Annotated in this window: 23 protein-coding genes and 1 pseudogene; 13 read left to right on the forward strand and 11 right to left on the reverse strand. The window is 63.7% G+C overall.

What is annotated here, in order from left to right:
* The 5 genes from ACSQ3E_RS15415 to ACSQ3E_RS15435 form a co-directional block, all read right to left on the reverse strand.
* A partial coding sequence (locus ACSQ3E_RS15415) for a hypothetical protein (RefSeq protein WP_436123648.1) occupies positions 1-160 on the reverse strand: 160 nt, incomplete at its 3' end.
* Between the two features lie 147 nt (positions 161-307).
* Positions 308-2,326, reverse strand: a complete 2,019-nt coding sequence (locus ACSQ3E_RS15420) for a hydantoinase/oxoprolinase N-terminal domain-containing protein (protein ID WP_436123380.1) — start codon at positions 2,324-2,326, stop codon at positions 308-310.
* A gap of 142 nt (positions 2,327-2,468) precedes the next feature.
* Entirely contained in the window at positions 2,469-3,098 is a 630-nt protein-coding gene (locus ACSQ3E_RS15425; protein ID WP_436123381.1) for a CDGSH iron-sulfur domain-containing protein, read from the reverse strand.
* 20 nt (positions 3,099-3,118) lie between these two features.
* Positions 3,119-3,526, reverse strand: coding sequence for a hypothetical protein (locus ACSQ3E_RS15430; protein ID WP_436123382.1), 408 nt, complete (start codon positions 3,524-3,526; stop codon positions 3,119-3,121).
* Positions 3,527-4,215: 689 nt separating this feature from the next.
* Entirely contained in the window at positions 4,216-4,395 is a 180-nt protein-coding gene (locus ACSQ3E_RS15435; RefSeq protein ID WP_436123383.1) for a hypothetical protein, read from the reverse strand.
* A gap of 148 nt (positions 4,396-4,543) precedes the next feature.
* Between ACSQ3E_RS15435 and ACSQ3E_RS15440 the strand changes: the two genes are divergently transcribed.
* Complete coding sequence (locus ACSQ3E_RS15440) at positions 4,544-5,008, forward strand: hypothetical protein (protein ID WP_436123384.1); 465 nt, start codon at positions 4,544-4,546, stop codon at positions 5,006-5,008.
* A gap of 102 nt (positions 5,009-5,110) precedes the next feature.
* Here the strand turns inward: ACSQ3E_RS15440 and ACSQ3E_RS15445 are convergent, their stop codons facing one another.
* Complete coding sequence (locus ACSQ3E_RS15445) at positions 5,111-6,712, reverse strand: P-loop NTPase fold protein (RefSeq protein ID WP_436123385.1); 1,602 nt, start codon at positions 6,710-6,712, stop codon at positions 5,111-5,113.
* A 307-nt stretch (positions 6,713-7,019) separates the two neighbouring features.
* Here ACSQ3E_RS15445 and ACSQ3E_RS15450 point away from each other — a divergent pair.
* Positions 7,020-7,298, forward strand: a pseudogene (locus ACSQ3E_RS15450) (GIY-YIG nuclease family protein); the annotation flags it as partial.
* A gap of 687 nt (positions 7,299-7,985) precedes the next feature.
* On the opposite strand, the gene ACSQ3E_RS15455 reads toward ACSQ3E_RS15450, so the two are convergent.
* The 4 genes from ACSQ3E_RS15455 to ACSQ3E_RS15470 form a co-directional block, all read right to left on the reverse strand.
* Positions 7,986-9,959 (reverse strand): NAD(P)-binding protein, encoded by a 1,974-nt coding sequence (locus ACSQ3E_RS15455; RefSeq protein WP_436123386.1) that lies wholly within the window; start codon positions 9,957-9,959, stop codon positions 7,986-7,988.
* Between the two features lie 238 nt (positions 9,960-10,197).
* A complete protein-coding gene (gene lepA / locus ACSQ3E_RS15460) occupies positions 10,198-12,006 on the reverse strand; it encodes a translation elongation factor 4 (RefSeq protein ID WP_436123387.1) in 1,809 nt (602 codons plus the stop codon).
* Positions 12,007-12,095: 89 nt separating this feature from the next.
* A complete protein-coding gene (locus ACSQ3E_RS15465; protein ID WP_436123388.1) occupies positions 12,096-12,734 on the reverse strand; it encodes an NrsF family protein in 639 nt (212 codons plus the stop codon).
* Positions 12,735-12,744: 10 nt separating this feature from the next.
* On the reverse strand, positions 12,745-13,281 hold the full coding sequence (locus tag ACSQ3E_RS15470; RefSeq protein WP_310319678.1) for a sigma-70 family RNA polymerase sigma factor: 537 nt from the start codon (positions 13,279-13,281) through the stop codon (positions 12,745-12,747).
* A 193-nt stretch (positions 13,282-13,474) separates the two neighbouring features.
* Here ACSQ3E_RS15470 and ACSQ3E_RS15475 point away from each other — a divergent pair, with 193 nt between their 5' ends.
* From ACSQ3E_RS15475 to ACSQ3E_RS15510, 8 genes are all read left to right on the forward strand, one after another.
* Positions 13,475-13,762 (forward strand): BufA1 family periplasmic bufferin-type metallophore, encoded by a 288-nt coding sequence (locus ACSQ3E_RS15475; protein WP_310320482.1) that lies wholly within the window; start codon positions 13,475-13,477, stop codon positions 13,760-13,762.
* 74 nt (positions 13,763-13,836) lie between these two features.
* Entirely contained in the window at positions 13,837-14,724 is an 888-nt protein-coding gene (gene bufB / locus ACSQ3E_RS15480; RefSeq protein ID WP_436123389.1) for an MNIO family bufferin maturase, read from the forward strand.
* 2 nt (positions 14,725-14,726) lie between these two features.
* Positions 14,727-15,476, forward strand: coding sequence for an HvfC/BufC family peptide modification chaperone (locus ACSQ3E_RS15485; protein ID WP_436123390.1), 750 nt, complete (start codon positions 14,727-14,729; stop codon positions 15,474-15,476).
* A gap of 36 nt (positions 15,477-15,512) precedes the next feature.
* Positions 15,513-15,992: a DoxX family protein gene (locus tag ACSQ3E_RS15490; RefSeq protein WP_436123649.1), complete on the forward strand. Its 480-nt coding sequence runs from the start codon at positions 15,513-15,515 to the stop codon at positions 15,990-15,992.
* 96 nt (positions 15,993-16,088) lie between these two features.
* Entirely contained in the window at positions 16,089-16,691 is a 603-nt protein-coding gene (locus ACSQ3E_RS15495) for a GNAT family N-acetyltransferase (protein ID WP_436123391.1), read from the forward strand.
* 37 nt (positions 16,692-16,728) lie between these two features.
* Positions 16,729-17,478 (forward strand): hypothetical protein, encoded by a 750-nt coding sequence (locus ACSQ3E_RS15500; protein ID WP_436123392.1) that lies wholly within the window; start codon positions 16,729-16,731, stop codon positions 17,476-17,478.
* 158 nt (positions 17,479-17,636) lie between these two features.
* Positions 17,637-17,945 carry a hypothetical protein gene (locus ACSQ3E_RS15505; protein WP_436123393.1) on the forward strand — a complete coding sequence of 103 codons (309 nt, stop codon included), beginning with the start codon at positions 17,637-17,639 and terminating at the stop codon, positions 17,943-17,945.
* Positions 17,946-18,112: 167 nt separating this feature from the next.
* Positions 18,113-18,451 (forward strand): hypothetical protein, encoded by a 339-nt coding sequence (locus ACSQ3E_RS15510; RefSeq protein ID WP_310319698.1) that lies wholly within the window; start codon positions 18,113-18,115, stop codon positions 18,449-18,451.
* A 48-nt stretch (positions 18,452-18,499) separates the two neighbouring features.
* Here the strand turns inward: ACSQ3E_RS15510 and ACSQ3E_RS15515 are convergent, their stop codons facing one another.
* The gene (locus ACSQ3E_RS15515) at positions 18,500-20,485 is read right to left on the reverse strand and encodes a PhoX family protein (protein WP_436123394.1); all 1,986 of its coding nucleotides are present in this window, start codon (positions 20,483-20,485) and stop codon (positions 18,500-18,502) included.
* Positions 20,486-20,737: 252 nt separating this feature from the next.
* Between ACSQ3E_RS15515 and ACSQ3E_RS15520 the strand changes: the two genes are divergently transcribed.
* From ACSQ3E_RS15520 to ACSQ3E_RS15530, 3 genes are all read left to right on the forward strand, one after another.
* Entirely contained in the window at positions 20,738-21,421 is a 684-nt protein-coding gene (locus ACSQ3E_RS15520; RefSeq protein WP_436123395.1) for a phosphatase PAP2 family protein, read from the forward strand.
* Between the two features lie 90 nt (positions 21,422-21,511).
* Positions 21,512-21,757 (forward strand): helix-turn-helix domain-containing protein, encoded by a 246-nt coding sequence (locus ACSQ3E_RS15525; protein ID WP_310319707.1) that lies wholly within the window; start codon positions 21,512-21,514, stop codon positions 21,755-21,757.
* A gap of 85 nt (positions 21,758-21,842) precedes the next feature.
* Positions 21,843-23,558, forward strand: a complete 1,716-nt coding sequence (locus tag ACSQ3E_RS15530) for a SulP family inorganic anion transporter (RefSeq protein ID WP_436123396.1) — start codon at positions 21,843-21,845, stop codon at positions 23,556-23,558.
* Positions 23,559-23,583 lie beyond the last annotated feature (25 nt).

Consider the following 23,583-nt stretch of genomic DNA (forward strand, 5'->3'; position numbering starts at 1 on the left):
AGAGCGCCCGGTTCTTTGGCGCGAGGTCGTGCACGATCGCCGCAAACCCTTCCCAGAACGCCTCCGCATCCACACCCGTCCCCGGCAGAGCCTCCGAGACCACGAAGTCGTGGAGCTCGCGCGCGACAGAAAGGCCATGAAGGGAGACAGTATCGGTCATGAGATGCGCTCCAGAATTCCGGCGCCGCAGGGGCGTTCTAAATAAAGTTTTTGGGCGTTTGGCACGCAAAACGCGCAGGGTCAATTCGTCGAATGTTGCAAGGCAGCAATGATTTACTGACGTCGCCGCTGCAAATCGATTTAGCCGTCAAACCGCGATCCGGGGCCGACCACTGGCGGTGGCAAGCACATGCGCCTCGATGAACATGCGCTGGCTTTCGACAGTCGAGACCTTGAGGTCGACAGCCACGTCGATCTCGGCGGCATCGGTGCCGGCATCGCGGGCTCTCGCGGCAACGATGGCGCGCGCTTCGGCTTCCGCCAACGCCATCGCGGCGGCCTCATCGGTGAAATCGCGTAGCAATTCGCCAACGGCCACCCGGAACAGACCTTCCTTGGGTTGGCTGACGCGGGCTTCGGCCGTCACGCGGACCTGGCCGACCACGGCACCCAGCGCATTGGCGACATCGGTATCCTCGGGCACCACGCACTCATTGCCGACCAACGGCGGCAGGCCGGCATAATGCAGCGGCGCCGATGCACCGAGGCCGATGACGGGGCGGTCGAGCGCGACGGTGAAGCGGGCGATGCCGGGATGGGCGTCGACCGCGCGCTGGACCAGCGCATGCGCAACGGTCGCCGCACCGTCGAGCCCGTCCTCGGCGAAGGCCGTTTCCAGAATGACTTCGGCGGAGAGGCGGGTGAGCGTGACCAGCACGCGCTCGGACAATGCTTCGGGCGTGGCTGCAATCGGCTGGCCGCGGCCGTCGCGCTTGCGGGCGAACAGCTCGGCGCCAAGTCGTGCTGCCGCCTCGTCCCAGTTGGCCTGCCGGCCGAGCACATGGGCGGCATCAGACGGGGTGAAGCCGCAGACATGGACAAGCCCGCGCGACACCAGCCGATTGAGCGTGGCGTTCTGGGCATTGGAGGTCAGCAGCCGGTCGATAGGCTGCGGCACCGCCCCGATCTGGTCGTAGAGCTTTGCCTCCGGCGCCGTCAGCCCTGCCGCCAGTTGCTCCGGCACGCCGGTGCGCACGGCGAAGCGACCATCCATGCGGCCGGGATTGGGCGCGCGCAACTGGCGCTCCAGCTCCTCCGTCACCGCCTCGCCATGGACCATGCCGGCGAGCGCCAGCGGCACCAGGCGGCGCGGGCCGAGCGACATCCTGGGCTTCAGCCCGCCCTCCTCCAGCGAAACTTCGGAATCGCCGCCAAGACCGAAGGTGCGCATGGCGACGGCCTCGACCATGGTGCGGAACCCGCCGACGGTGGCGCCTTCCGGGTCGAGCCGCGGGCGGCCATGGTCAAGCACGGCGACGTCGGTGGTGGTGCCGCCGATGTCGGAGACGACGGCATTGTCGAGCCCAGTCATGTGGCGGGCGCCGACGAGGCTGGCGGCGGGGCCGGAGAGGATTGTCTCGATCGGCCGCTGGCGGGCGAATTGGGCGGAGACCAAGGCACCATCGCCGCGCACCACCATCAAGGGCGCATTGATCTTGCGTTTGTCGAGAAAGCCCACGGTCGCGGCGACGAGGCGGTCGATCATCGAGATCAGGCGGGCATTGAGCAGCGTCGTCAGCGCCCGGCGCGGGCCGCCGAGCTTGGCGGAGAGTTCGTGGCTGGCGGTGACCGGCAGGCCTGTTTTTTCGCGGATCAAATCGCGTGCAAGAATCTCATGGGCGGGGTTGCGGGTGGCGAAATAGGCGCAGACGGCGAAACCCGAGACTGATTTCGCCAGTTCCGGCAGGGCGGCTTCGAGCGCTGCGAGATCGAGGGGGCGGGCATTGCCGTGGACGTCATGGCCGCCCTCGCACAACACCAGTGGGTCGGTGCCAAGCGCTGTCTTGAGCCCATCGCGGGCGAGGTCGGGCTCGGAGAAGCCGATCATGACAAGTGCTGAGCGCCCGCCCTGGCCCTCGACCAAAGCGTTGGTGGCAAGCGTCGTCGACATCGACACCAGCTTGATGGCGGCGGGGTTGACGCCGGCCTTGTCCAGCACCGCATCGACCGCGCCCGAAATGCCGACGGCCAGGTCGTGGCGGGTGGTCAGCGACTTGGCCTTGGCCAGCACCTTGCCCTGCGGGCCATGCGCCTCGGACCACAGCACCGCGTCGGTGTAGGTGCCGCCGGTGTCGATACCGAGATAGAGGGGATGGCTGGCGTGCATGCGCTGGGCTTCCGGAGTTCGCGTTCTCCGTCCCGCTTAGCCGATATCCCGGCCAAAGGAAAATTGGCCAGTTGCAGCCAAGCAGAGGGTCAGTCCCAGGTACCTCTCCCCGCATCCGCCTCGCCGGTGCAGCGTCCACCCGTCATGCCACGAAGCCGATCCTCTTGTGGGTGTTGTCGCACCAAGGCTTGTTGGCCGACTGGCCGCAGCGGCAGAGCCAGACTTTTGTCGCGCGGTCGACCGTGTGGCCGGTGCCGGTGACGATCTCGACATTGCCCTCGAGCTTGAGGTTGCCATTGGGCTGCGGCGTGAGAACCAGCGGGCCATCGCGGGCGGCGAGCGGCTGGGATTCTTTCAGCGCTGGCTCGCCGGTGGCGGCAAAGCCTGTCTTGCTGTGGCTGCCGTCGCAGAAAGGTTTGTTTTGGGAGGCACCGCAGCGGCACAAGGTGGCGCGGTGGAAGGTCTCGCCGTTGAACACGATCTCGGCATGCACGGCGAGCGGCCCGTTCTCGCGGATACGCACGGTGTTGACCACCGGCGGCGCCTCATCCGGCCCGCCATCCCTGCGGCGATAGGTGATGGCGCCCGAGGGGCAGCTTTCGGCGATCGCCACGATCTGCTCGACCGACGCTGCGTCGGGGTGGATCCACTCGCCCGGCGCGTTGGGCTCGAAGACATGCGGATTGGCGAGCACGCAGTTGCGCGAATGGATGCAGCGGCGCCCGGAAAAGCCGACGTCGATCTTTTCGCCCTCGACCATGCCCTTGGCCATTTCGTTCGCTTCCTCCGTGATCAGGCGCCGAGCTTACGCTGCCGTGGAGCGCTGGCAAGGGTTGCTTGCGCGCCGTCCGCTGCATTGAGGCGCGCGACCTCGGCACGGATTTCGGTCCGCATCGCCTCGACGATGCCTTCCTCGAGCGGAACGCATGGCGGGATGAACGGGCGGAAGGCGAAGGACCAATCGTCCTCGGCGCGGCGGCCGACGCATTGTTTCAGCCGGCGGCAACCGCGCAGCGGGCAACGGCGGAAAAATCCGAGATGGCTGCACAGCAGCTGGAACAGGCCGAGATAGACGCCCTTGGCTTCGGCGTGGCGCTCCTGGTCGCGGACTACGCAGGCCCACTGCGCGTCGGTGCGCCAGGGCTCGCGCTCCATCTTGGGAATGGCAAAGACGGGATGCTGCCAGGGTTTGTCGGACACATGCGCCTCCGTTGCCGCGCTCGAAGCGAGCCGGGTTAGGGTGGAAAGGTCGGGAAGACGGGCGGTCGCGAGATCGCTCGGCTATGTGTAAGTGCGATCTCGCGACCGCCCGTCCGGCGATTTCTGTTCCCGTCCGTTCCGCTTCCGCAGGCCGTCTTGGGCATTGGCGCCCCTTGCCGGCCCCACTAGCGCATCGTCCAGCGCACCCGGGCCGTAATACCCGGAGGGGAACCCTTGGACGGAACCTCCCCGGGCGACGGGCCACGTTTGCCCGCCGCCGGAGGCGCCGGCCCCTCCCCACTGATCACCGTCGCGACCGGCGTTCCCGTTGGGAGGAACGGGATGGATTATGGCGCAGGTTTTGAGGGCGTGGAGAAACGGGGGTGGGTGTTCACGGGGGATGGTGAGTGGATTCGCAAATCCTGCCAGGTTGCGTTCTGTCGCGCCCCCTCTGGCCTGCCGGGCATCTCCCCCTCAGGTGGGGAGATTAGTCGCGTCGCCGGCGGCCTTCGTCCTGCAAGATTGCCGGGATTCCGCTTGCTGCCTCGGCGACTGGCCGCCGCGCCGATGACGGCGTGATCTCCCCACCTGAGGGGGAGATGGCCGGCAGGCCAGAGGGGGGCGCGAAGGAACGGGACGTCAAAAGAAAATGTGCAAAAAACGCAGATCCGTGGAGAAATTCTCCCCGCTCAGCCCTGCGAAATCTGCTCGTCCTGCTCGACGGTCAGCGGCTTGACGCCTTCAGGCAGCGGTTCGATGGCGGGTTGCACGGCGGCCGGCGGGGCGGCGACGGGCGCTGGCGGCTCCGGCGCGCGGGCAGCACAGGCGGACAGGGTTGCCAGGGCAAGGAGGGCGGCGACAAGTTTCATGGAGCGGGCGTTAGGCGAAAGCTGTGGCGGCATCGCGGCGGCAGATGAGCCCGCGCTGCCGCCAAGGTCAAGCCATCCCTGACAGATGCTGACAGCAGCCTGTCAGGAGGGGTCTGCTATTCCTGATCAAACCCCAGGGGAGGATGGCATGAGCGGCTTTGACGATTTCGATTTCCTGATCGGCGACTGGACGGTGACCAACACCCGCCTGCGCGAGCGGCTGGTGGGCTCGGACGAATGGGAGACGTTCACCGCGTTTTCGCACATCGAAAAGGTGATGCAGGCGCCCGACGGCACCTTTGGCGGCAATCTCGACCAGATGGCGGTGCCCGAGCGCGGGTTCACCGGCATGACGCTCCGGCTCTACAACCCCGAGACCGGGCTGTGGTCGATCTACTGGAACGACACCAGGAATTTCAGGTTGTTCCCGCCGGTCGTCGGGCGGTTCGCAGATGGGTGTGGCGAGTTTTATGGCGACGATGTCGAGGGCGGTGTACCGGTGCGTGTGCGGTATCTCTGGACGCCTGATGAAAGCCCGCGCTGGGAACAGGCGATGTCTAGGGGTGGCGGCGAGACGTGGGAGGTGAACTGGGTGATGCGGTTTGGGAGGTAGTGAAACAGGGGTGCACTAATTGAAGGGGTGACGTTCGCGCGCGACAGAAAGCCCACGAAACGCTGCATCTCCTTAGCCTCGGCGACCAAGTAGCAAATTAACTTACGTGAAGACGAGTGTCCCTCGCCTGAGCTGATTTTCTCCGTCTTTTTGCCAAAACTCGATCATGTCCATGTTCCTTCGTTTACGCTCGCCTGAGTACTGACTAATATCTAGCATGTAAGCATCGTATATCTGCCCAGCCTTATCTCTTGCCGTGACGCGCGACCTCACGTGGTGAAGAAATTTCAGATCAACAAGCTCCTTTATCATTGTGGCCTGCGTATTTTTAGACTCTTTATTCACAAGAAAACAATTACAACTATTTTTTTCCAGGCAAAATTTCTTTACCTCTTCAAATAAGTCGTTCAGTGACTGAGAATCATCGTCTGATGTATCTCGACTGAAATCCTCTCTCTTGAACCCATCCAATTCACCAGCAGCTTTATTTACGTCTTCGGCCGAAATTCTGTCTCCACGAAATCGATCATTGCTCGCTAACCTTTGCCTTGTAACATCAATTGACCTTCGAACAATGCTCAAGAAATCTCTAGCCACACCACCGCTAGCCAACACCAACCTATCTCTTGCACCGTCGGACAGAATATCTGAAACTTTACTTTCATGCTCCCGACAAAACTGGTCGAGTACCTTAACGAGAAACTCCTTAGTTAAATCGTACTTCTCTAACGTAAAATCAAGATCTATTTCGTCGGCGTCATCCCCCAATTTCATGCCGATTGGCGGCTGTCCAAAAAAATACCATTGAGTTCTATGCTTAATGGTACCAACCTTCATCCACGTATTGGTACCCTTGGTAATTCTGTGAAAATAATCAACCACCTCCGCTTGGTTTGACGATCTTATATGATACAAATCATCCAAAAATAGATAACTTGGCTTTCCAGAAACAGACGAAAGATCAGAAAAAATCTGCTTGAAATCTATTATTCTTCGATGGAGTACTTCAATCTTTTTTGAGTTGTAGCTGTCCGCTATTTCTCTTTCGGTAGCTAGAGAACGCGATGCACTGGCAGATGCTTGCCCGCCGCCAAAATCTAGAGAGCCCGCCCCATCAATCTTGCGCTCTTTAGCTTGCTTGGCTCGCCTCGTTCGAGATAGCTCCTCCGGTTCCGACAAAAGATTGGCCAACTCGGACCTAATATCACCCAATCTCTTCACCAAATCGCTAGCCTTTCGACCATCGATCGACTTCACTCTCGGCTTTGCACCAAACAATTTCTGCCAGAATGACTGTTTTGACGCAGGAAAAACACCGGCCGTTGAAAACCAATCTGAATAGCTATCAAGCGTCTTTATGAGTATGCTTACCAAAACGTCCGGATAACTATGCCCTTTAAACGTTTCAAGATCGATATACGCCACGGGCATTCTATCTAGGGTCAACTCAGACCGAAGCTTGTTAAGCAAGCTGGATTTCCCAGACCCTCGCCTACCAAAGATAAAATGATGTCGTCTGGTTTTTCCGCGCGAGAGCGTTCCCTTGGCAGGCTCGATGAAGTACTTGACTCCTTCGGTAGTTGATCGTGTCGCCTCCTCCAATGTCGCAGCAAATTGATCTGCTCTCTCGCTCTCGATAAACGACTCACCTTTTCTTTTTACCATTATGCCTTGCCCCCAACACGCGCTGACATTGGTATCCACCGGCTCCTCTTTTGCAAGAGAGTATTTCCTGCGACATACCTGCGCAGGGACGAATACATGGTCAACAAGAGATGCCGGGTGCGGCTGCGATGCATGAATGGCTCGCACACCGGCGAGCTGGCGAGCGAGATTTGAGATGAAGGCGTCTTGCGTAGTTATCAGCGGCGCAGGGGCTTCGTATGCTGATTGGTATAGCCAGAGCTCCGAGGCAGCGGGCGCCCATTACCTCAGGACTCGCGCCATGCTCATCCTTCGATAGGCTCAGGATGAGGGTCTGGGCTGCAGCTTTTTGGAGGAGGCGGCACGCATGGAGGTCACTGTCTACATCCTGCGATGCGCGGATAGTTCCTACTACACCGGCCTGACCAAACAGGGCATTGAGGCGCGTGTGTGGGAGCACGATGAAGGCGTCTATGACGGCTATACACGTAAACGACGACCGGTGGAGCTGGTGTTCACCGAGACATATGACCGGATTGTCGAGGCGATCGAACGCGAGCGGCAGATCAAGGGCTGGAGCCGCGCCAAAAAGGAAGCGCTGATTGCGCTGGCGTATGAACGGCTGCCGGAACTCGCGAAGAATAGGCAAGGGGTTGAATTCACGCCGTGGTGGAAGCGTTCGGACGACGATGGCTCAAAATCCGATGGTTCGACAGGCTCACCATGAGGCGCGGCAGGCTCAACATGACGGGTTCGGCAGCCTCATTACATGGGCTTTTAGGTGCGGGACGAGTTTTGGGACGCCGCAACTGAGTGCTGAGCGGAGAAAGGGCGGAGGCGCTTCAATAGCCCTCATGGTGAGCCTGTCGAACCACGAGGGCGTCAGGCGCCAAATTTTGCTAGCCCCAAAACCTCGTGGTTCGACAGGCTCACCATGAGGTTTTGGGGGAGCGCACCGTCGACGAGCACCGCTGATGGGGAAGTTCTGGCTGGTGCGGTTGCATCGCCCTCATCCAGCCCTGCGAACCACCTTCTCCCCGTCTTGACGACGAGAGGGCGGAGGCGCCTCAGTAGCCCTCATGGTGAGCCTGTCGAACCACGAGGGCGTCAGGCGCCATGTTCTGCGGGCCCCAAGACCTGTGGTTCGACAGGCTCACAATAAAGTTTTGGGGAGCCAGCCATTCGACGCGCACTGTTTATCTTTTGACGGAGCTTGGCTGGGGCGCTTGGCTTGGCTGGGGCGCTTGCGCCGCCCCTCATCCGGCCATGCGGGCCACCTTCTCCCCATCCCTTCGACAAGCTCAGGAGGGGAGAAGGAAAAAGATCGCCTACCTCACAGCCCAATCTTCTCCGCCGGCGGTCCCGGGAAGCGCGCGTAGTCGGGCGCGCCCTCCGGTGTCCCCAGCAGGTCACGCACCGCACGGACGCCCTGGTCGATTGCCGAGTGGGCGTAGGCGTAGGCGCCGCTGTCGGCGTTGGCGATTGATATGCGGCCCCAGGGCTTGCGGGCGGCTTCGATGGGCAGTGGGCCGTCGGGCCAGAAGCGGTCGCCGGGACGCATGTATTCGTAGGCGTAACCGTGCGACCAGCGATTGCAGGTGATGGCCTCGATGTCGCGGGCGGGGTCGAAGCCGCCGCCTGACAGGGCGCGGCCGAGCAGGTCGCGGATCGAGCGCTCCATCTCCTCGAAGCTCAGCGTCATCAGTGCCCGCCGCCCGGCCAGCGCCTGTTCGCGCGGGGCAAGGCCCGGGCTGGTCATCACCTTGGAGAGGTGCAGGATGACCGGATCATCGGGCTTGTCGGCGAATTTGTAGGCGCCCATCGAGACAGGAAAATCGATGTCGGCGCCGCTCCAGAAATCGCCGCGTGCCCTGAAACCGTCAATCTTGAGCTTGTCGAAGGCCTGCCAGTTGCGCAGCTGCACGTTGGTGTAGATCAGTGGCACCTTCTGCTGGTCGTTGAGGGCGGCGACCTGCTCGGCGCCGAGCTCGTCGGTGAGGTAGGGGATGACGCGGTGCCAGCAGGCGAGCACGACGTGGCCGGCCTTGACGCTGACCGGCCTGCCCTTGATATCGGCATAGGTGACGGTGACCGAGCCGGCGCTGCCTGGCGCGCCATCATGGACGACCTTGACGACCGTCGAATTCAGCCTGATGCGGACCGGGTTTTCCGGCTTGTCGAGGGCTGAATAGTCGACGGTTTCGGTGACCAGCTCCTCCATCGTGGTGCCGGCGAGCGCGCCCGGCACCAGCGCGCGCACCAGGGCGCGGGCGATGCCGGCGTTGCCGTCGGGGAAGTGGTAGATGTAGTCGTCGGGGTCGGTGAAGGCGAGACGCCCCGAGGGGCTGTTGTATTTCGACACGGCTTCGCCGAGGTCCATGCCGTCGAAGCCCGGATTGCCGTTGGCGCGCGCGTCGAGCGCGCTCGCCGCATCGATGCCGACGCCGAAATAGCCGTTGGTGGAGGTGGCGAAGTAGTTGGCGACCTGAGGGTCGACCTTGGCGTGGTCGAGCAGGAACGCCCTGTAGGTGATCTCCGACAGCTTCTCCAGGCGCTGCTCGCTGGTCAGGCCGGGCAGATAGTCGCCGGGCGCTTCGATAAGCTGGATCAGGTCGGCCTTGGCCTTGTCGTTGAGCGGCGTCTTGGCCACCCATTCAGGCGTCTTGCCGGTGCGGATGACCAGCTTGTCTTCGCCCCACTGCTCCTTGGAGAAGAAGATGGCGCCTGACAGGCCGCGATCCTCGGACCATTTCTGGTCGTAGAAGGTTTCGAAGCGTTTCGGTTCGATGCCGATGTCGGCGAGCAGCGCGTTGACGGCGGGGCTGAAAAAGCTCGGCGTCTGCATCGACTGGCTGCCGCCATAGCCGATGAGCTTGGCGCCGTTCGAGGCAGTGAATTCGTTGCGCTTGGCGTGGCCGCCGAAATCCTCGAGCGGGTCGATGACCAGCACGCGCTTGTCGGCGCCGGCCTGCTTGCGGAAGGTGTGGGCGGCGGCAAGGCCTGAAATGCCGGCGCCGACGACCACCAGGTCGTAGCTCTCGCCGCTTGCGGTGACCGGGCCGGCGTCGGACCACCAGGTGCCGTCGCGGACGGCGTGCATGACGTTCTGGGCAGCGTCGGTCTGGCCCTGCAGGCCGGCAGCGGCGGGCGGGTAGGTGGCGGCGGCGGTTTGCGCATGCGCCTGACCGGGACCCATGGCGCGCAACGCCACAGCACCGCCGATCGCCATCGCCACGCCGTCCATGAAATCGCGCCTGGATATGGCGCGATCCATACCCAGCTTCTTGTCCTTTTCAGTCCAGTTCATGATGTTCCCTCGGGCAGAATGCGAAGGGAAGGCTAGCCATCTTCACGGCGTCAGTAAATCGACAGAACAGTCGAAGACGCGCGGCGGCGAATAATTCGACGCTGCGGTGCAGTACAAGTTTGCACTGCGGGATGACTGGTTGAGTGAGATGGGTATGCTTGGAGGGGTGTGCGGAGCGAACCCCCACCCGGCGGCTGCGCCGCCACCCTCCCCACAAGGGGGAGGGTAAGGCTGGCGCCTAGTTATCGCCCATCTTGAGCGCCTGGATGAAGGCTTCCTGCGGGATGTCGACCTTGCCGAACTGGCGCATGCGCTTCTTGCCCTCTTTCTGCTTCTCGAGCAGCTTGCGCTTGCGGGTGACGTCGCCGCCGTAGCACTTGGCGGTGACATCCTTGCGCAGCGCCGAGATGGTCTCGCGGGCAATGACCTTGCCGCCGATGGCGGCCTGGATCGGGATCTTGAACATGTGCTGCGGGATCAGCTCCTTCAGCTTCTCGACCATGACGCGGCCGCGCTTTTCGGCAGCGGTGCGGTGGACGAGCATGGAGAGCGCGTCGACCGGCTCCTCGTTGACCAGGATCGACATCTTGACGAGGTCGCCCTCGCGGTAGTCGGTGAGGTGGTAGTCGAAGGAGGCATAGCCCTTGGAGATCGACTTCAGGCGATCGTAGAAGTCGAACACGACTTCGTTGAGCGGCAGGTCGTAGACAAGCATGGCGCGCTTGCCGACATAGGAGAGGTCGGCCTGGATGCCGCGGCGCTCCTGGCAGAGCTTGAGGATCGAGCCGAGATAGTCGTCAGGGGTGAGGATGGTGGCGCGGATCCACGGCTCCTCGATCGCGGCGATCTTGACCACGTCGGGCATGTCGGCGGGGTTGTGCAGTTCCTTCACCGAACCGTCATTGAGGTTCATGCGGTAGACGACCGAAGGGGCGGTGGCGATGAGGTCGAGGTTGAACTCGCGCTCGAGCCGCTCCTGGATGATCTCGAGGTGCAAGAGACCCAGGAAGCCGCAGCGGAAGCCGAAGCCGAGAGCGGCCGAGGTTTCCATTTCGAACGAGAACGAGGCGTCGTTGAGGCGCAGCTTGCCCATGGCAGCGCGCAGGTCCTCGAAGTCGGCGGCGTCGACCGGGAACAGGCCGCAGAACACCACCGGCTGGGCCGGCTTGAAGCCCGGCAGGGCCTTGGCGGTCGAGCGCTTGTCCTCGGTGATGGTGTCGCCGACGCGGGTGTCGGCCACTTCCTTGATCGAGCCGGTGAAGAAGCCGAACTCGCCAGGGCCAAGCTCGTCGACCTGGATCATCTTGGGCGTGAAGACGCCAGTGCGCTCGACCAGGTACTTGGCGTTGGTCTCCATCATGCGGATGGTCTGGCCCTTCTTGAGCTTACCATCGATGATGCGGACCAGGACGATAACGCCGAGATAGGTGTCGTACCAGCTGTCGACCAGCATCGCCTTGAGCGGCGCATCCGCGTCGCCCTCGCGCGGCGGCGGCAGCTGGGTGACGATCGCCTCCAGCACGTCGGGAATGCCGAGACCCGTCTTGGCCGAGATGTAGACGGCCTGCGACGCGTCGATGCCGATGACTTCCTCGACCTGCTCCTTGATGCGCTCGGGCTCGGCGGCGGGCAGGTCGATCTTGTTGAGGACGACAACGATCTCGTGGTTGTTGTCGATCGCCTGGTAGACGTTGGCGAGCGTCTGCGCCTCGACGCCCTGGCTGGCGTCGACGACGAGCAGCGAACCCTCGCAGGCCGACAGCGAACGCGAGACTTCATAGGCGAAGTCGACGTGGCCGGGCGTGTCGATCAGGTTGAGGATGTAATCCTCGCCATTGTTGGCGCGGTAATTGAGCCGAACGGTCTGGGCCTTGATGGTGATGCCGCGCTCGCGCTCGATGTCCATGTTGTCGAGGACCTGCTCGGTCATCTCGCGCGCTTCCAGTCCACCGGTGGACTGGATCAGGCGGTCGGCAAGCGTCGACTTGCCGTGATCGATGTGGGCAACGATGGAGAAATTGCGGATGTGGTCGAGCGGTGTGGTCATGCGCCGCGCTTTAGCAGGGGCGGCTTTGCTTAACAAGCAGGGCGGTTAACAAGCAGCGGAAACGCGGCGCGCGTTTGCGACGCCCTTGGCTACCAGCGTAGGACGAAGCGGCCGGCGATGGCGCCGACGACGGTCAGGATGGCGATGGCCAGCGTGTACCAGGTGGCGACGAAGAACGGGGAATCGTCGAAGCAGTGCGCGGCATAAAGCGTGGCGGCGAGGCCACCGGCGAGCAGGCCGCAGGCGGCACCGGCGAGCGTCGGGCGCGTCGGCGCGCCCTGGCGCATGGCGGTGAGCAGGACAGCGAGCGGGCCGAGGCCGATGAGCGGGATCAGCGTCAGGCAGATACGGGCATTGGTGCCGACGAGCCTCGTCGCCCATTCGGCCGACGGAATGGTGGTGAGTTCGATGAGGATGGCGCCGAGCAGGATGGTGGGCGCCACGGCGAGCAGGCCGAGGCGCATGCCGACCCGCGCGCCGGGCCGGGCAAGGCTGAGTGCCAGAGCGCCCGTTGTGCCGACCAGCGCCAAGGTGACGACAAATTTGAGGAGGAAGCGCCAGGTTTCGGCGGCGGCAGCGAAATCAGGACGCGGGCCGGCGACGATGGAAAACACGACCACGGCAATGACGCCTGCCGCACCGAATGCGGCGAGCAGCAGCGTACCGAGCGGACGGCGGACCGGTGCCGCGTCGCTGGAAATTGCCTTGATGAGATCCTTCGTTTCCATTTCCGTTCCGTCAGTCCTGTCCGAAGCGACGCGCGATCGCCTTGAGGCCGCGATGCAGCGCCACGCGCACCGCCGTCTCGGTCATGCCCAGCGCACTGGCCGTCTCGCCGATCGAGGCGCCCTCGACCGAAACCGAGGCGACGACACTGCGCTGCACCGGCGCCAGTCCGTCGAGCGCACGGCCGATGTCGCGGCTGCCGAGCTCATCCTTCTCCGGTTCGGCCAGCGTCTCGGCGAAATCGGCAATGTCGACCTCGATGCGCTTGCCGCGACGGCGGAAGGCGTCGATCAGCTTGTAGCGGGCAATAGCATAGACCCAAGGCGTCACCGCTTCATCCTGGCGCCATGTATGACGCTTCAGATGAATCGCAAGCAGAACCTCCTGCACGACATCCTCCGGGTCAACGCCACCATGCACGATACGCCTGCGGCAGTATCCGCGCACCAGCTGACCTACGCTTTCGAGAAACAATGCGTAGGCGCCGTGGTCACCTGAAATCGCCGCCCTGAAAAGCCGGGCGAGTTCGGCATCATCCGTCCTCGTCAAGCTCGGTTTCCTCCTCTACGTCGAAGCAACGCGTTTTGTTACTTCGGGCGATGCAGAAATATTCTCACATCGCCGGCAAGCTTACTCACGAAAGCGTGTTCGATGGCCAGCGTAACGAATGGCGAGACGCTGGCGAAGTCGTCGGCATGGGATGCAGAACGCTTCCCTGTCAATCCTTTAGCAGGAGAACATGATGAACCGCCAGACACTCGCGCTCGCCCTTGCCGGCTCGCTCGCCACCGCACTCACCTCGTCGGCTTTTGCCGCTCCGCTGCCGGCTGAAAAGCTGGTCGGCATGGAAAAGTGCTACGGCATTTCGCTGAAGGGCCAGAACGATTGCGCCGCTGGCGCCGGCACCACCTGCGCCGGTACCTCGACCATGGACTACCAGGGCAACGCCTGGAAGGCCGTGCCGGCCGGCACCTGCACGACAATGGACGTCGGCGGCCACAAGGGCATGCTCGAACCGGCAAAGATGTAATGCGTCCGAGCTGATGCAATGGGGCCCGGTGCACCGGGCCCCTTCCCGCCTGCCAATCAATCCGAGCGACCACGATGACATTCGCAATCGACGGCGCCGGGGCCCTGCCCGTTCGCGCCGGCCTCGGCCTCAAGCCAGAACATCTCGACGAGATCCTGACGACGGAACCCGATATCGGCTTCTTCGAGGTCCATGCCGAAAACTATATGGGCGACGGCGGCGCGCCACACCGCGCACTGGCGGAGATCGTCGCGCGCTATCCGCTGTCGCTGCATGGCGTCGGCCTGTCGATCGGGGCCGAACGGCCACTCGACAAGGCCCATCTGGCGCGGCTGAAGGCGCTGGTCGAGCGCTACCGGCCGCAGTCCCTTTCCGAACATTTGGCCTGGTCGACGCATGAGAGCGGCTTTCTCAACGACCTTTTGCCGCTGCCCTACACGAAACAGACGCTGGAGCGCGTCAGCGCCCATGTCGACGAGGTGCAGCAGACCGTGGGACGGCGCATGCTGCTGGAAAACCCTTCGACCTACATCCTGTTCGAAGACAGTACGATCGACGAGATCGACTTCCTAGATGCGATCGCCGAACGGACCGGCTGCGGTCTGCTGCTCGACGTCAACAATGTGATGGTGTCGGCGGTCAACCACCAGCTCGATGCCTTCGCCTATGTCGACCGCTTTCCGGTCGAGCGCGTCGGCGAAATCCACCTCGCCGGCTATGACGAAACCGTCGATGGCGCCGGCGACCGGCTGCTGATCGACGCGCACAATTCGACTGTCGCCGACGACGTCTTTTCGCTCTACCGCCACACGATCGGCCGCACCGGCCCGGTGCCGACGCTGATCGAATGGGACAATGACGTGCCGGCCTTTGCGGTGCTGCTGGCTGAGGCGACCCGTGCCGAAGCCGTGCTCGACGAGGCGGCACAGCGGCGCAATGCCAGTTTCGTCAGGCGGGCGTGACGATGGACCAGGAAACCTTCACCAAGGCCCTGCTCGATGCCGGGCAACCAGTGCCTGATGGTGTGACCAGCGCGCGCGGCGAGGCCGATGCGGCGCGGTTCGCGGTCTACCGCAACAATGTCGCGGTCTCGCTCTCCAAGGCGCTGAGCCAGCGTTTTCCAGTCGTGCAGCGGCTGGTTGGCGACGATTTCTTCAATGGCATGGCCCGCGCCTTCATTGCAACGACGCTGCCCGACAGCCCGCTGATGTTTGACTACGGCGACAGCTTTCCCGATTTCATCACCGGCTTTACGCCTGCGGCGGCCCTGCCCTATCTCGCCGACACGGCGCGGCTGGAGGCTCAATGGACCCGCGCCTACCATGCCGCCGACGTGATCCCGCTGGCCGTTGGAGCGCTGGCTGCGATTGCGCCCGAGCGGCTTGGCAACACCACACTCGTCCCGCATCCGGCGGCGGCCCTTGTGCGCTCGAACTATTCCATCGGCACCATCTGGCAGGCCCACCAAGGCGACGAGGTCAGCGTGCAGACGGTGATGGCGCCGGAGAACATCGTGATCACCCGGCCGGACATCGTCGTTCAGGTGCATGTCATCGCAGAGGCGGACGCGGCGTTCGCAACAGCACTTCTGCGCGGCGACCGCATCGGCGAGGCAGCGGCAGCAGCCTTCGACACTAACCCGGCATTCGACTTCGGCCACGCCATGGTCGGCCTGGTGTCGCTCGGCACCTTTGCCGGCTTTGCCGACCAATAAGGAGATAAAGAAATGACCGAGATCAACCACGCGCCGATGGCGCACAAGGCCGGCCTAGGCTGCGCGATCCGGCGCATCGAGACCACCATTGCGGCGATCCCCGAGGCGCTGCCGCTGTTGGCGTTGCGCTTTGCCATCGCCGTTCCGTTCTTCAAGTCGGGGCTGACAAAATGGGACGGCTTCCTGACGCTGTCGAACGGCGCGCGCTATCTGTTCACCCAGGAATTTTCGCTGCACATTTTCGGTAACCAGTACCCCTACCCAGAACCGATCCTGATGGCGACGCTGGCCGGTATCGGCGAGATCGTGCTGCCGATCCTGTTGGTTCTGGGGCTCGGCACGCGCTTTGCCGCGCTCGGCATCCTGGCGATGATCGCAGTGATCCAGCTGACGGTGCCGGAGGGCTGGGCCAACTTCCACCTGCCTTGGGCGGCGATGGCGCTGGCGCTCGCCGTCTATGGCGGCGGACAGCTCTCGCTGGACAGGTTTTTCGGGCTCGGCGCGCGCAAGGGCTGAGGACAACGCACGCGCAGTCGACGGTTGACGCCGCAGGCAGCGCACGCTCCTATACCGCCCGCAGCGAGGGGACGCTGTGGACTGGAGGAGCGTGTCATGCCCGAAAAGGCTCACAGCGACGAGGGTTTGACTGCCGAGGCGCGGCCCGCCACCAAGGAAGACGCAGCGATCCTGACCAAGCTGGTCAACATGGCTGGCGACGGGCTGCCGCTCTATCTCTGGACCAAGATAGCCGAGGGCGGCGACCCCTGGGAGGTCGGCCGCCAGCGGGCGCAACGCGAGCAAGGCAGCTTTTCCTACCGCAACGCGGTGGTGCTGGAGCATGGCAAGGTGATTGCCTGCCTGATCGGCTATCCGATCGAGCCGTCGCTGCCCGACCCCGACACACCCGCCATGTTTGTGCCGTTCAACATGCTCGAGGCGATGGCTGTAGGCACCTGGTACGTCAACGTGATGGCGACGCTGCCGGAGGCACGGGCCCGCGGCTACGGCTCGCGGCTGCTGGCCATGGCCGATGCGATCGCCGAAGCCACCGGCTGCACCGGCACCAGCCTCATCGTTTCGGACGCCAACACCAAGGCCCGCCACCTCTATGAAAGCGTCGGCTACCGCGAGATCGCCTCAGAGCCGATGGTCAAGGAGGGCTGGACAGGTACCGGCGAGAATTGGGTGTTGATGGTCAAGCCACGGGCGGGATGAACACGCCCCGGAGCCCCTGCCACATGGGCATTTCAAGATGAAATTCTGCGACGACACCGTCATGGCGTATGACGCCTCGCGCCGGATCCTCGGTCCGGGCGAGGCGTTGACCTTCGACGACGCCTACCGGCTCGCCCATCTGCCGCTAGCGGCACCTGGCCACCCCGAGATCATCGCCGGCAAGGACGGGACGGATTATCGCTACGGACGCTATGACACGCCGCGGCATTCGCTGGTGGTACCCATCGATGCCGAAGCGTTGGGCCGCGCCGGGGAATTCCAGGCATTCGAGTCAGAGCTTCGCTCGTTTTCGTTCAGCGACAAGATCGCCTGGCAGCTCGGCCGCGAGCGCGCCGGCAAGCTGCATGCGACCATCGTCGGCGGGCTGTCCGAGCCTGACATCGCGCGGTGCGTGGAGGCTGCGGCCGCAGCGCTCGCACCGCAGGGCGCACTTTCCCTGCGCATCGGCGGGCCGTTCCTCGGCCGGATCAACACCGGCCGGATCTACCTGCCGGTCTATCCCTGTTGCCACGACGGCAAGGACATCTTCGGGCTGGTGCAGCAGGCCTGCGGCGCGCGGCTGAGCCGCTTTTATGTGGTTGGCACTTATCATTTAGCGGCGGCGCTGACCGTTGCGGAGACGGCTGATCTCGCTGGACTGGTGCAGCGGTGGCAGCGGGTAGTGCTGGCCGAGCTGCCGGTGACGTCGCTGGCAATGATGGCGACGAATGACGACCTGGCGCTTTCCGGGCGGGTGGTTGCGACGATCCCCATGGGTGGGGGTTAGACCGTCGGTTTGACCTCGCGGATAGCCCGGCGCGAGGCTGTCTTCATGCGCCCCATCTTTTTTCCATCTCCGTCGTGAACCTTCTTCTCCGGCCCCGACACACATGATCGTGGCGGCCATCGAGCCGCAAGATCAAAGGTGACCAGAGGAGAACCGAAATGAACATGACCAACACCATCATCCGCTCGTCGCTGATCGCGACGCTTGCCCTTTCGATGTCGGCCTTTGCCGGTGCTGCATCGGCCGCCCAGCTCAAGGCCCGCGTGCCGGCACCGCCGCCACACCAGTTCGGCCTCAAGGCGCCGGGCGGTGGCGGACAGACCCACGGCCATGTCGAGACCTGCAACAACAAGGCCTCGTGCAACCTGATGATCGCTTATTGCGCCGGCCATGGCGGCGACTGGGAAGAGACCGGCACGCCGGGCCCGCAGGGCGAACCGCAGAAGGGCAAGTGTACCTATCCCTGATGGAATCAGGGGCTCCCAAGACCTGAAGCCAAGCGCCCTCCCGTCTCCGGACGGGAGGGTTTTTGCGCGCCATGGCGCCAGAACGCTCAAGCGTGTCGCCGCTCTGCTTGACGCCAGCGCGGCATTCGGAGCAAATCGCCGGGCATTCGTGGGAGCTTGCCTGAAAAATGTCCGTCATCGGCCTTTCGCTGCTCGGTTTTTCGACCGTCATCTTCCTGATCGCCGCGATGGTGGCCAAGACCTGGGGCATCGAGCCGACCATCGGCAAGCTGGTGGTGACGCTGATCCTCTATTCGCTCGGCAACCTGATCATGCTGCGCCTGGTGCGCGACTTCGGCATGTCGGTGTCGTTTTCGCTGTCGGCGGTGATCCAGCTGATCGCCGTCAACCTCGTGGCCATCGTCTATTTCGGCGAGAAGCTGAGCGGCATACAGGGCATCGGCGTGGGGCTCGCAGTGGTGGCGGTGGCGCTGATCACGCTTGGGCCGGCGCTGGCCGGAAAATGAAAACGGCCGCTGAACGCGGCCGTCTCCTTGATCAATTTGTAGCAGCCATCAGACGGCGATCTTGCCGCCGCCCTGCCTGGTGATGGCGACGACGGCCGGGCGGACCGGCATGTCGGGCTTGAAGTCGGGCCAGCGGGTCGACAGGTCCTCGTAGTAGGACGGGCGGCCAAAACCTTCCCAGTCCTCGCCACCATCACCCGGATGCTGGACGGCGACGAAGGCGGTCTGGTCGTCAGGGGCGAACAGCGGGCCGCACATTTCAGCACCCACCGGCACGCGGAAGAACAGCTTCGAGGTGGCGCGCGCCTCGCCTTCGGTGTCGACGGCCCAGAGGCCGTCGGTGCGGCCGGTGGCCTTGGGGTTGTTGCCGTCGGTGGCGACCCAGAGGCGGCCGGCGGAATCGACCGCGCAGTTGTCGGGCATGCCGAACCAGCCATTCTGGGTGGTCGAGGTCGAGAACGAGGCGCCGACCTCGGCAACAGAGGGGTCGCCGCACTTGAGCAACACTTCCCACTTGCCCTTGGCAGCAGTGAAATCGCTGCCGTCCTCGATCAGCTCGATGATGTGGCCGAAGGCGTTTTCGGCGCGCGGGTTGGCGGCGTCGACCTGGTCGGCCTTGCGCTTGGTGTTGTTGGTCAGCATGACATAGACTTTGCCGTTGACGGCATTGGGCTGGATGTCTTCGGGACGGTCCATCTTGGTGGCGCCGAGCAGGTCGCCGGCGCGGCGCGCCTCGATGACCACGTCGGCCTGGCTGACGAAGCCGTTGTCGGCGGTCAGCGGGCCCTCGCCCTGGACCAGCGGCAGCCAGGCGAAGGTGCCGTCCTCGGCGAACTTGGCGACGTAGAGCGTGCCTTCGTCGAGCAGGCCGAGATTGGCGGCGCGGTCGTTGGGGTTGAACTTGCCCTTGGTCACAAACTTGTAGACGTAGTCGAAGCGCTCATCGTCGCCGAGATAGAAGACGACACGGCCGTCGGCAGCCACGATGGATTCGGCGCCCTCGTGCTTGAAGCGACCGAGTGCCGTGCGCTTCTTCGGCAGCGAGTTCGGATCGTTGACGTCGACCTCGACGATCCAGCCGAAGCGGTTGGGCTCGTTCGGCTCCTTGGAGACGTCGAAGCGGTCGTAGAACTTGAACCACTCATAGGTGCCTTCCGGCAGGCCAAGGCGCTTGTAGTTGGCGGCTTCGGCATGATCGGCCGGCAGCTCGCCGCCGAAATAGCCATGGAAGTTCTCCTCGGCCATGATGTAGGTGCCCCAGGGCGTGACACCGCCAGCGCAGTTGTTGAGGGTGCCGAACACCTTGGTGCCGGTCGCATCGGCATTGGTCTTCAGGCGGTCGTGGCCGGCGGCCGGGCCGGTCAGCTGCATCTCGGTGGTCGAGGTGATGCGGCGGTTGAGCTTGCCATCGCGGACCGGCTGCCACTTGCCCGCCTCCTTGCGGATCTCGACGATGGTGCCGCCATGGGCCGCCATTTCGATATCGACGCGCTTCTGGTCGGCCGGAGCGACTTCGATCTTGCCCTCGACGATCTTGACAATGCCGGGGAACATCAGGTGCTCGTTGGTGTACTCGTGGTTGACGACGAGCAGGCCGTGCTCGGCCGAGCCTTCGAGCGCGATGTAGCCGACATAGTCGTTGTTGTAGCCGAACTGCTTGGCTTGGGCTTCCGCCGACTGGTTGGCCGGATCGAATTCGGGCGCGTCGGCGAAGATCGGATCGCCCCAGCGCAGCAGCACATCGGCGTCGTAGCCGGCGGCGACATGATGCTTGTCATCGATGCCGGCCTCGATCTCGTCGAAGGCGAAGGCCGACGCCGAAGCAGCGCGGGCATCGTCGGCGAGCAGGATGGCGATGGGGCTTACGGTTGCCGCAATGGCCGAGACGGCGAGCGAGCCCTGGAGGAAGCCGCGGCGGGAGAAGCGCTTGGCGATGATGTCGCCCATGGTGCGGTTGTCGGTCGGGTTGTGGCCGGGACCGTCATTCTCCTCGAGCATCGAGGTGCGGAATTTCTGATCGTGGGGCTGGTTCATGGCGTCGACCTCTGGCTGGGTGTTCGGCTTGGGGTTCGCCGAGACCGCTAGTTGCCGTGCATAACAACAGCATGACAGATTGACCGAAAATCCGCAGCGCTCAAAAGCGTGACCGGCACGACTATGCCAACCAGTTCTGCTGCGACCTTTTGCATGGACGCCTTTTCTTTGGGAAAGCCATCCCCACCTGTTGCGAACCGGCCCTGAAGCGGCCATCCCAAGGGCGGAACAGCCCCGAGACACGGCAGGACGATGCACGACAGATTGTGGAACAGGATCGAGTTTTCGCTTTTGGCGGCGGGCATCATCATTGCCGGCGGCCTGTGGGGCTTCGTCGAGCTGTCCGAGATCGCCCGCGAGGCACCACGCAGCTTCGACACCGACATACTGCTGTTCTTCCGCGAGGCCGGCAACACCGCCGACCCGATCGGCCCGTCATGGGTCGAAGAGGCGATGCGCGACATCACGGCACTCGGCAGTGCCTCGGTGCTGATCTACATCACCGCGATCAGCGTCATCTATCTCGCCATGAGCAAGCGCTGGGGGCCAGCACTGTTCGTGTTCGCCTCGGTGGCCGGCGGCCAGGTGCTGTCGAGCTTGCTCAAGCTTGGCATCGATAGGCCACGCCCCGACCTCGTGCCACATCTGGCGCAGGTGCACACGATGAGCTTTCCGAGCGGGCATGCGATGCTGTCGGCGGTGACGTACATGACGCTCGGTGCGCTGTTGGCGCGCTTCCTGCCCGGGCGGGCGGCGACCATCTTCGTCTTCGGTGTCGCCATCTTGACCACGCTCATGGTCGGCATCAGCCGGGTCTATCTCGGCGTGCACTGGCCGTCCGACGTACTTGCCGGCTGGTGCGCCGGCTTTGCCTGGGCAACATTGTGCTGGCTGGTCAGCCGGCGCTTCATGCGGCCGGTCGAGGGCGAGGAATAGCTTGGGGCACAGGCATCAATAATGATGCTTGAAACATCAGTATGAATGGATGATACATTCATACTGCGGATTGAGACGGGACCTGTTCAAGTGATCACAGCCGCACAGATGCGCGCCGCAAGAGCGCTGGCAGGCATCGACCAGAAGACGCTCGCCGAACTGGCCGGCGTCTCGGTGCCGACCATCCAGCGCATGGAAGCGAGCGAGGGCGTCGTGCGCGGCGTGGTCGACACGCTGACCAAGGTCATAGAGGCGCTCGATGCCGCCGGCATCGAGCTGATCGGCGAGACCGAGGCCGGCGGCCGGGGCGTGCGACTGAAGAAAAAGGCCGGCTGAGCCTGGCGATCCGCAAGATGTAGTCGCGACGGCGACCGCCGACAGTTTTGCCGACGATCCCGCCGCATTCGACATGGTGCGGAAGATGGACACAGCAGGGAATCGACAACAGCACAACAAACCGACATTCGCCGAACTGTTCACGCCCAAGCTGGTGACGGTTTTCCGCGAAGGCTACGGCGCGGCACAGTTGAAGGCCGACGCGATATCGGGGCTGACGGTGGCGATCGTGGCGCTGCCACTTTCCATGGCGATTGCCATCGCTTCCGGCGTGTCGCCGGACAAGGGCCCGTTCACGGCAATCATCGGCGGCTTCATCGTCTCGGCAATGGGCGGCAGTCGCTTCCAGATCGGCGGCCCGGCCGGCGCCTTCATCGTGCTGGTGGCGGCTACGGTTTCGCGCGAGGGCGTCGAAGGCCTGATCCTCGCCACTGTCATGGCGGGCGTCATCCTGATTGCCATCGGCTATCTCAGGCTCGGCACCTACATCAAGTTCATCCCCTACCCCGTCACCGTGGGTTTCACCGCGGGCATCGCCGTCATCATCTTCGCCAGCCAGCTGAGCGAGATGTTCGGGCTGACGCTGCCGGGCAAAGAGCCGGGGCCGCTGCTGCCGAAGCTGATGGCGCTGGCGAAAGCAGCTGGCACGGTGAACGTCTCGTCGGTAGCGGTGACTGCACTCACGATCGCAACAATCCTGGCGCTCAAGCGCTGGCGGCCACACTGGCCCGGCATGCTAATCGCGGTCGGCGTCGGATCCATTGTCGTCGCCTTGCTGGCGCTGCCGGTCGAGACCATCGGCACGCGTTTCGGCGGCATTCCCCGCACCCTGCCATGGCCTGCCCTACCCGTCTTCAGTCTGGACAAGGCGATGTCAGTGCTGCCGGACGCCGTCGCCTTCGCGCTGCTTGGCGCCATCGAGTCGCTGCTGTCGGCTGTGGTTGCCGACGGCATGACCGGACGACGCCACCGCTCGAACTGCGAACTGGTGGCTCAGGGTTTCGCCAATATCGGTTCGGCGCTGTTCGGCGGCATCTGCGTGACCGGCACCATCGCGCGCACCGCCACCAACGTGCGGGCCGGGGCGTACGGGCCGGTGTCCGGCATGCTGCATTCGCTGTTCCTGCTCGCGTTCATGCTGCTGGCAGCACCCCTGGCGAGCTACATTCCGCTGGCCGCACTCGCCGGCGTGCTGGCGGTGGTGGCCTGGAACATGGTCGAGAAGCAGGCTTTCGCCGCGCTGATCCGTTCGTCGCGGGGCGACGCGCTTGTGTTGACGGTCACCTTCCTGCTGGTGGTGTTCCGCGACCTGACCGAAGGCATCGTCGTTGGCTTCGCGCTAGGCGCGCTGCTGTTCATCGACCGCATGGCAAAGAACGTCGCGGTCGAGGCCGAAGTTCCGCTGGCGCAGGAAGACGTCGCCGACACGACCAACGGCGGCCGCCATGCCTATGAGGCCAGCGACGCGGGCGACGCCGGCACCGTGATTTACCGGATCTCGGGCGCGTTCTTCTTCGGGGCCGCCTCGACGGTTGGAGCCGTGCTCGACCGCATCGCCGACCAGCGCAAGAACTTCATCCTCGACTGCAGCCGCGTGCCCCTGCTCGACTCAACGGCGGCCAATGTCATCGAGGGCGCGGCGCGCAAGGCCGGCAAGGCCGGCGTCAGGTTCTTCATAACAGGTGCTTCGCCGCAAGCACGGCGAATGCTGATCACCCATGGCGTCCGGCAGCCTGAGGTCAGCTACGCGGCCTCGGTGGCGGAAGCGGTCGAACTGGTGAGGGCGGAGAAGGCAACATGAAACCAGTTGCCTTCATGAGACGGAG

It is taken from the genome of Aminobacter sp. LjRoot7, from assembly GCF_964252895.1.
GTDB lineage: Bacteria > Pseudomonadota > Alphaproteobacteria > Rhizobiales > Rhizobiaceae > Aminobacter > Aminobacter aminovorans_B.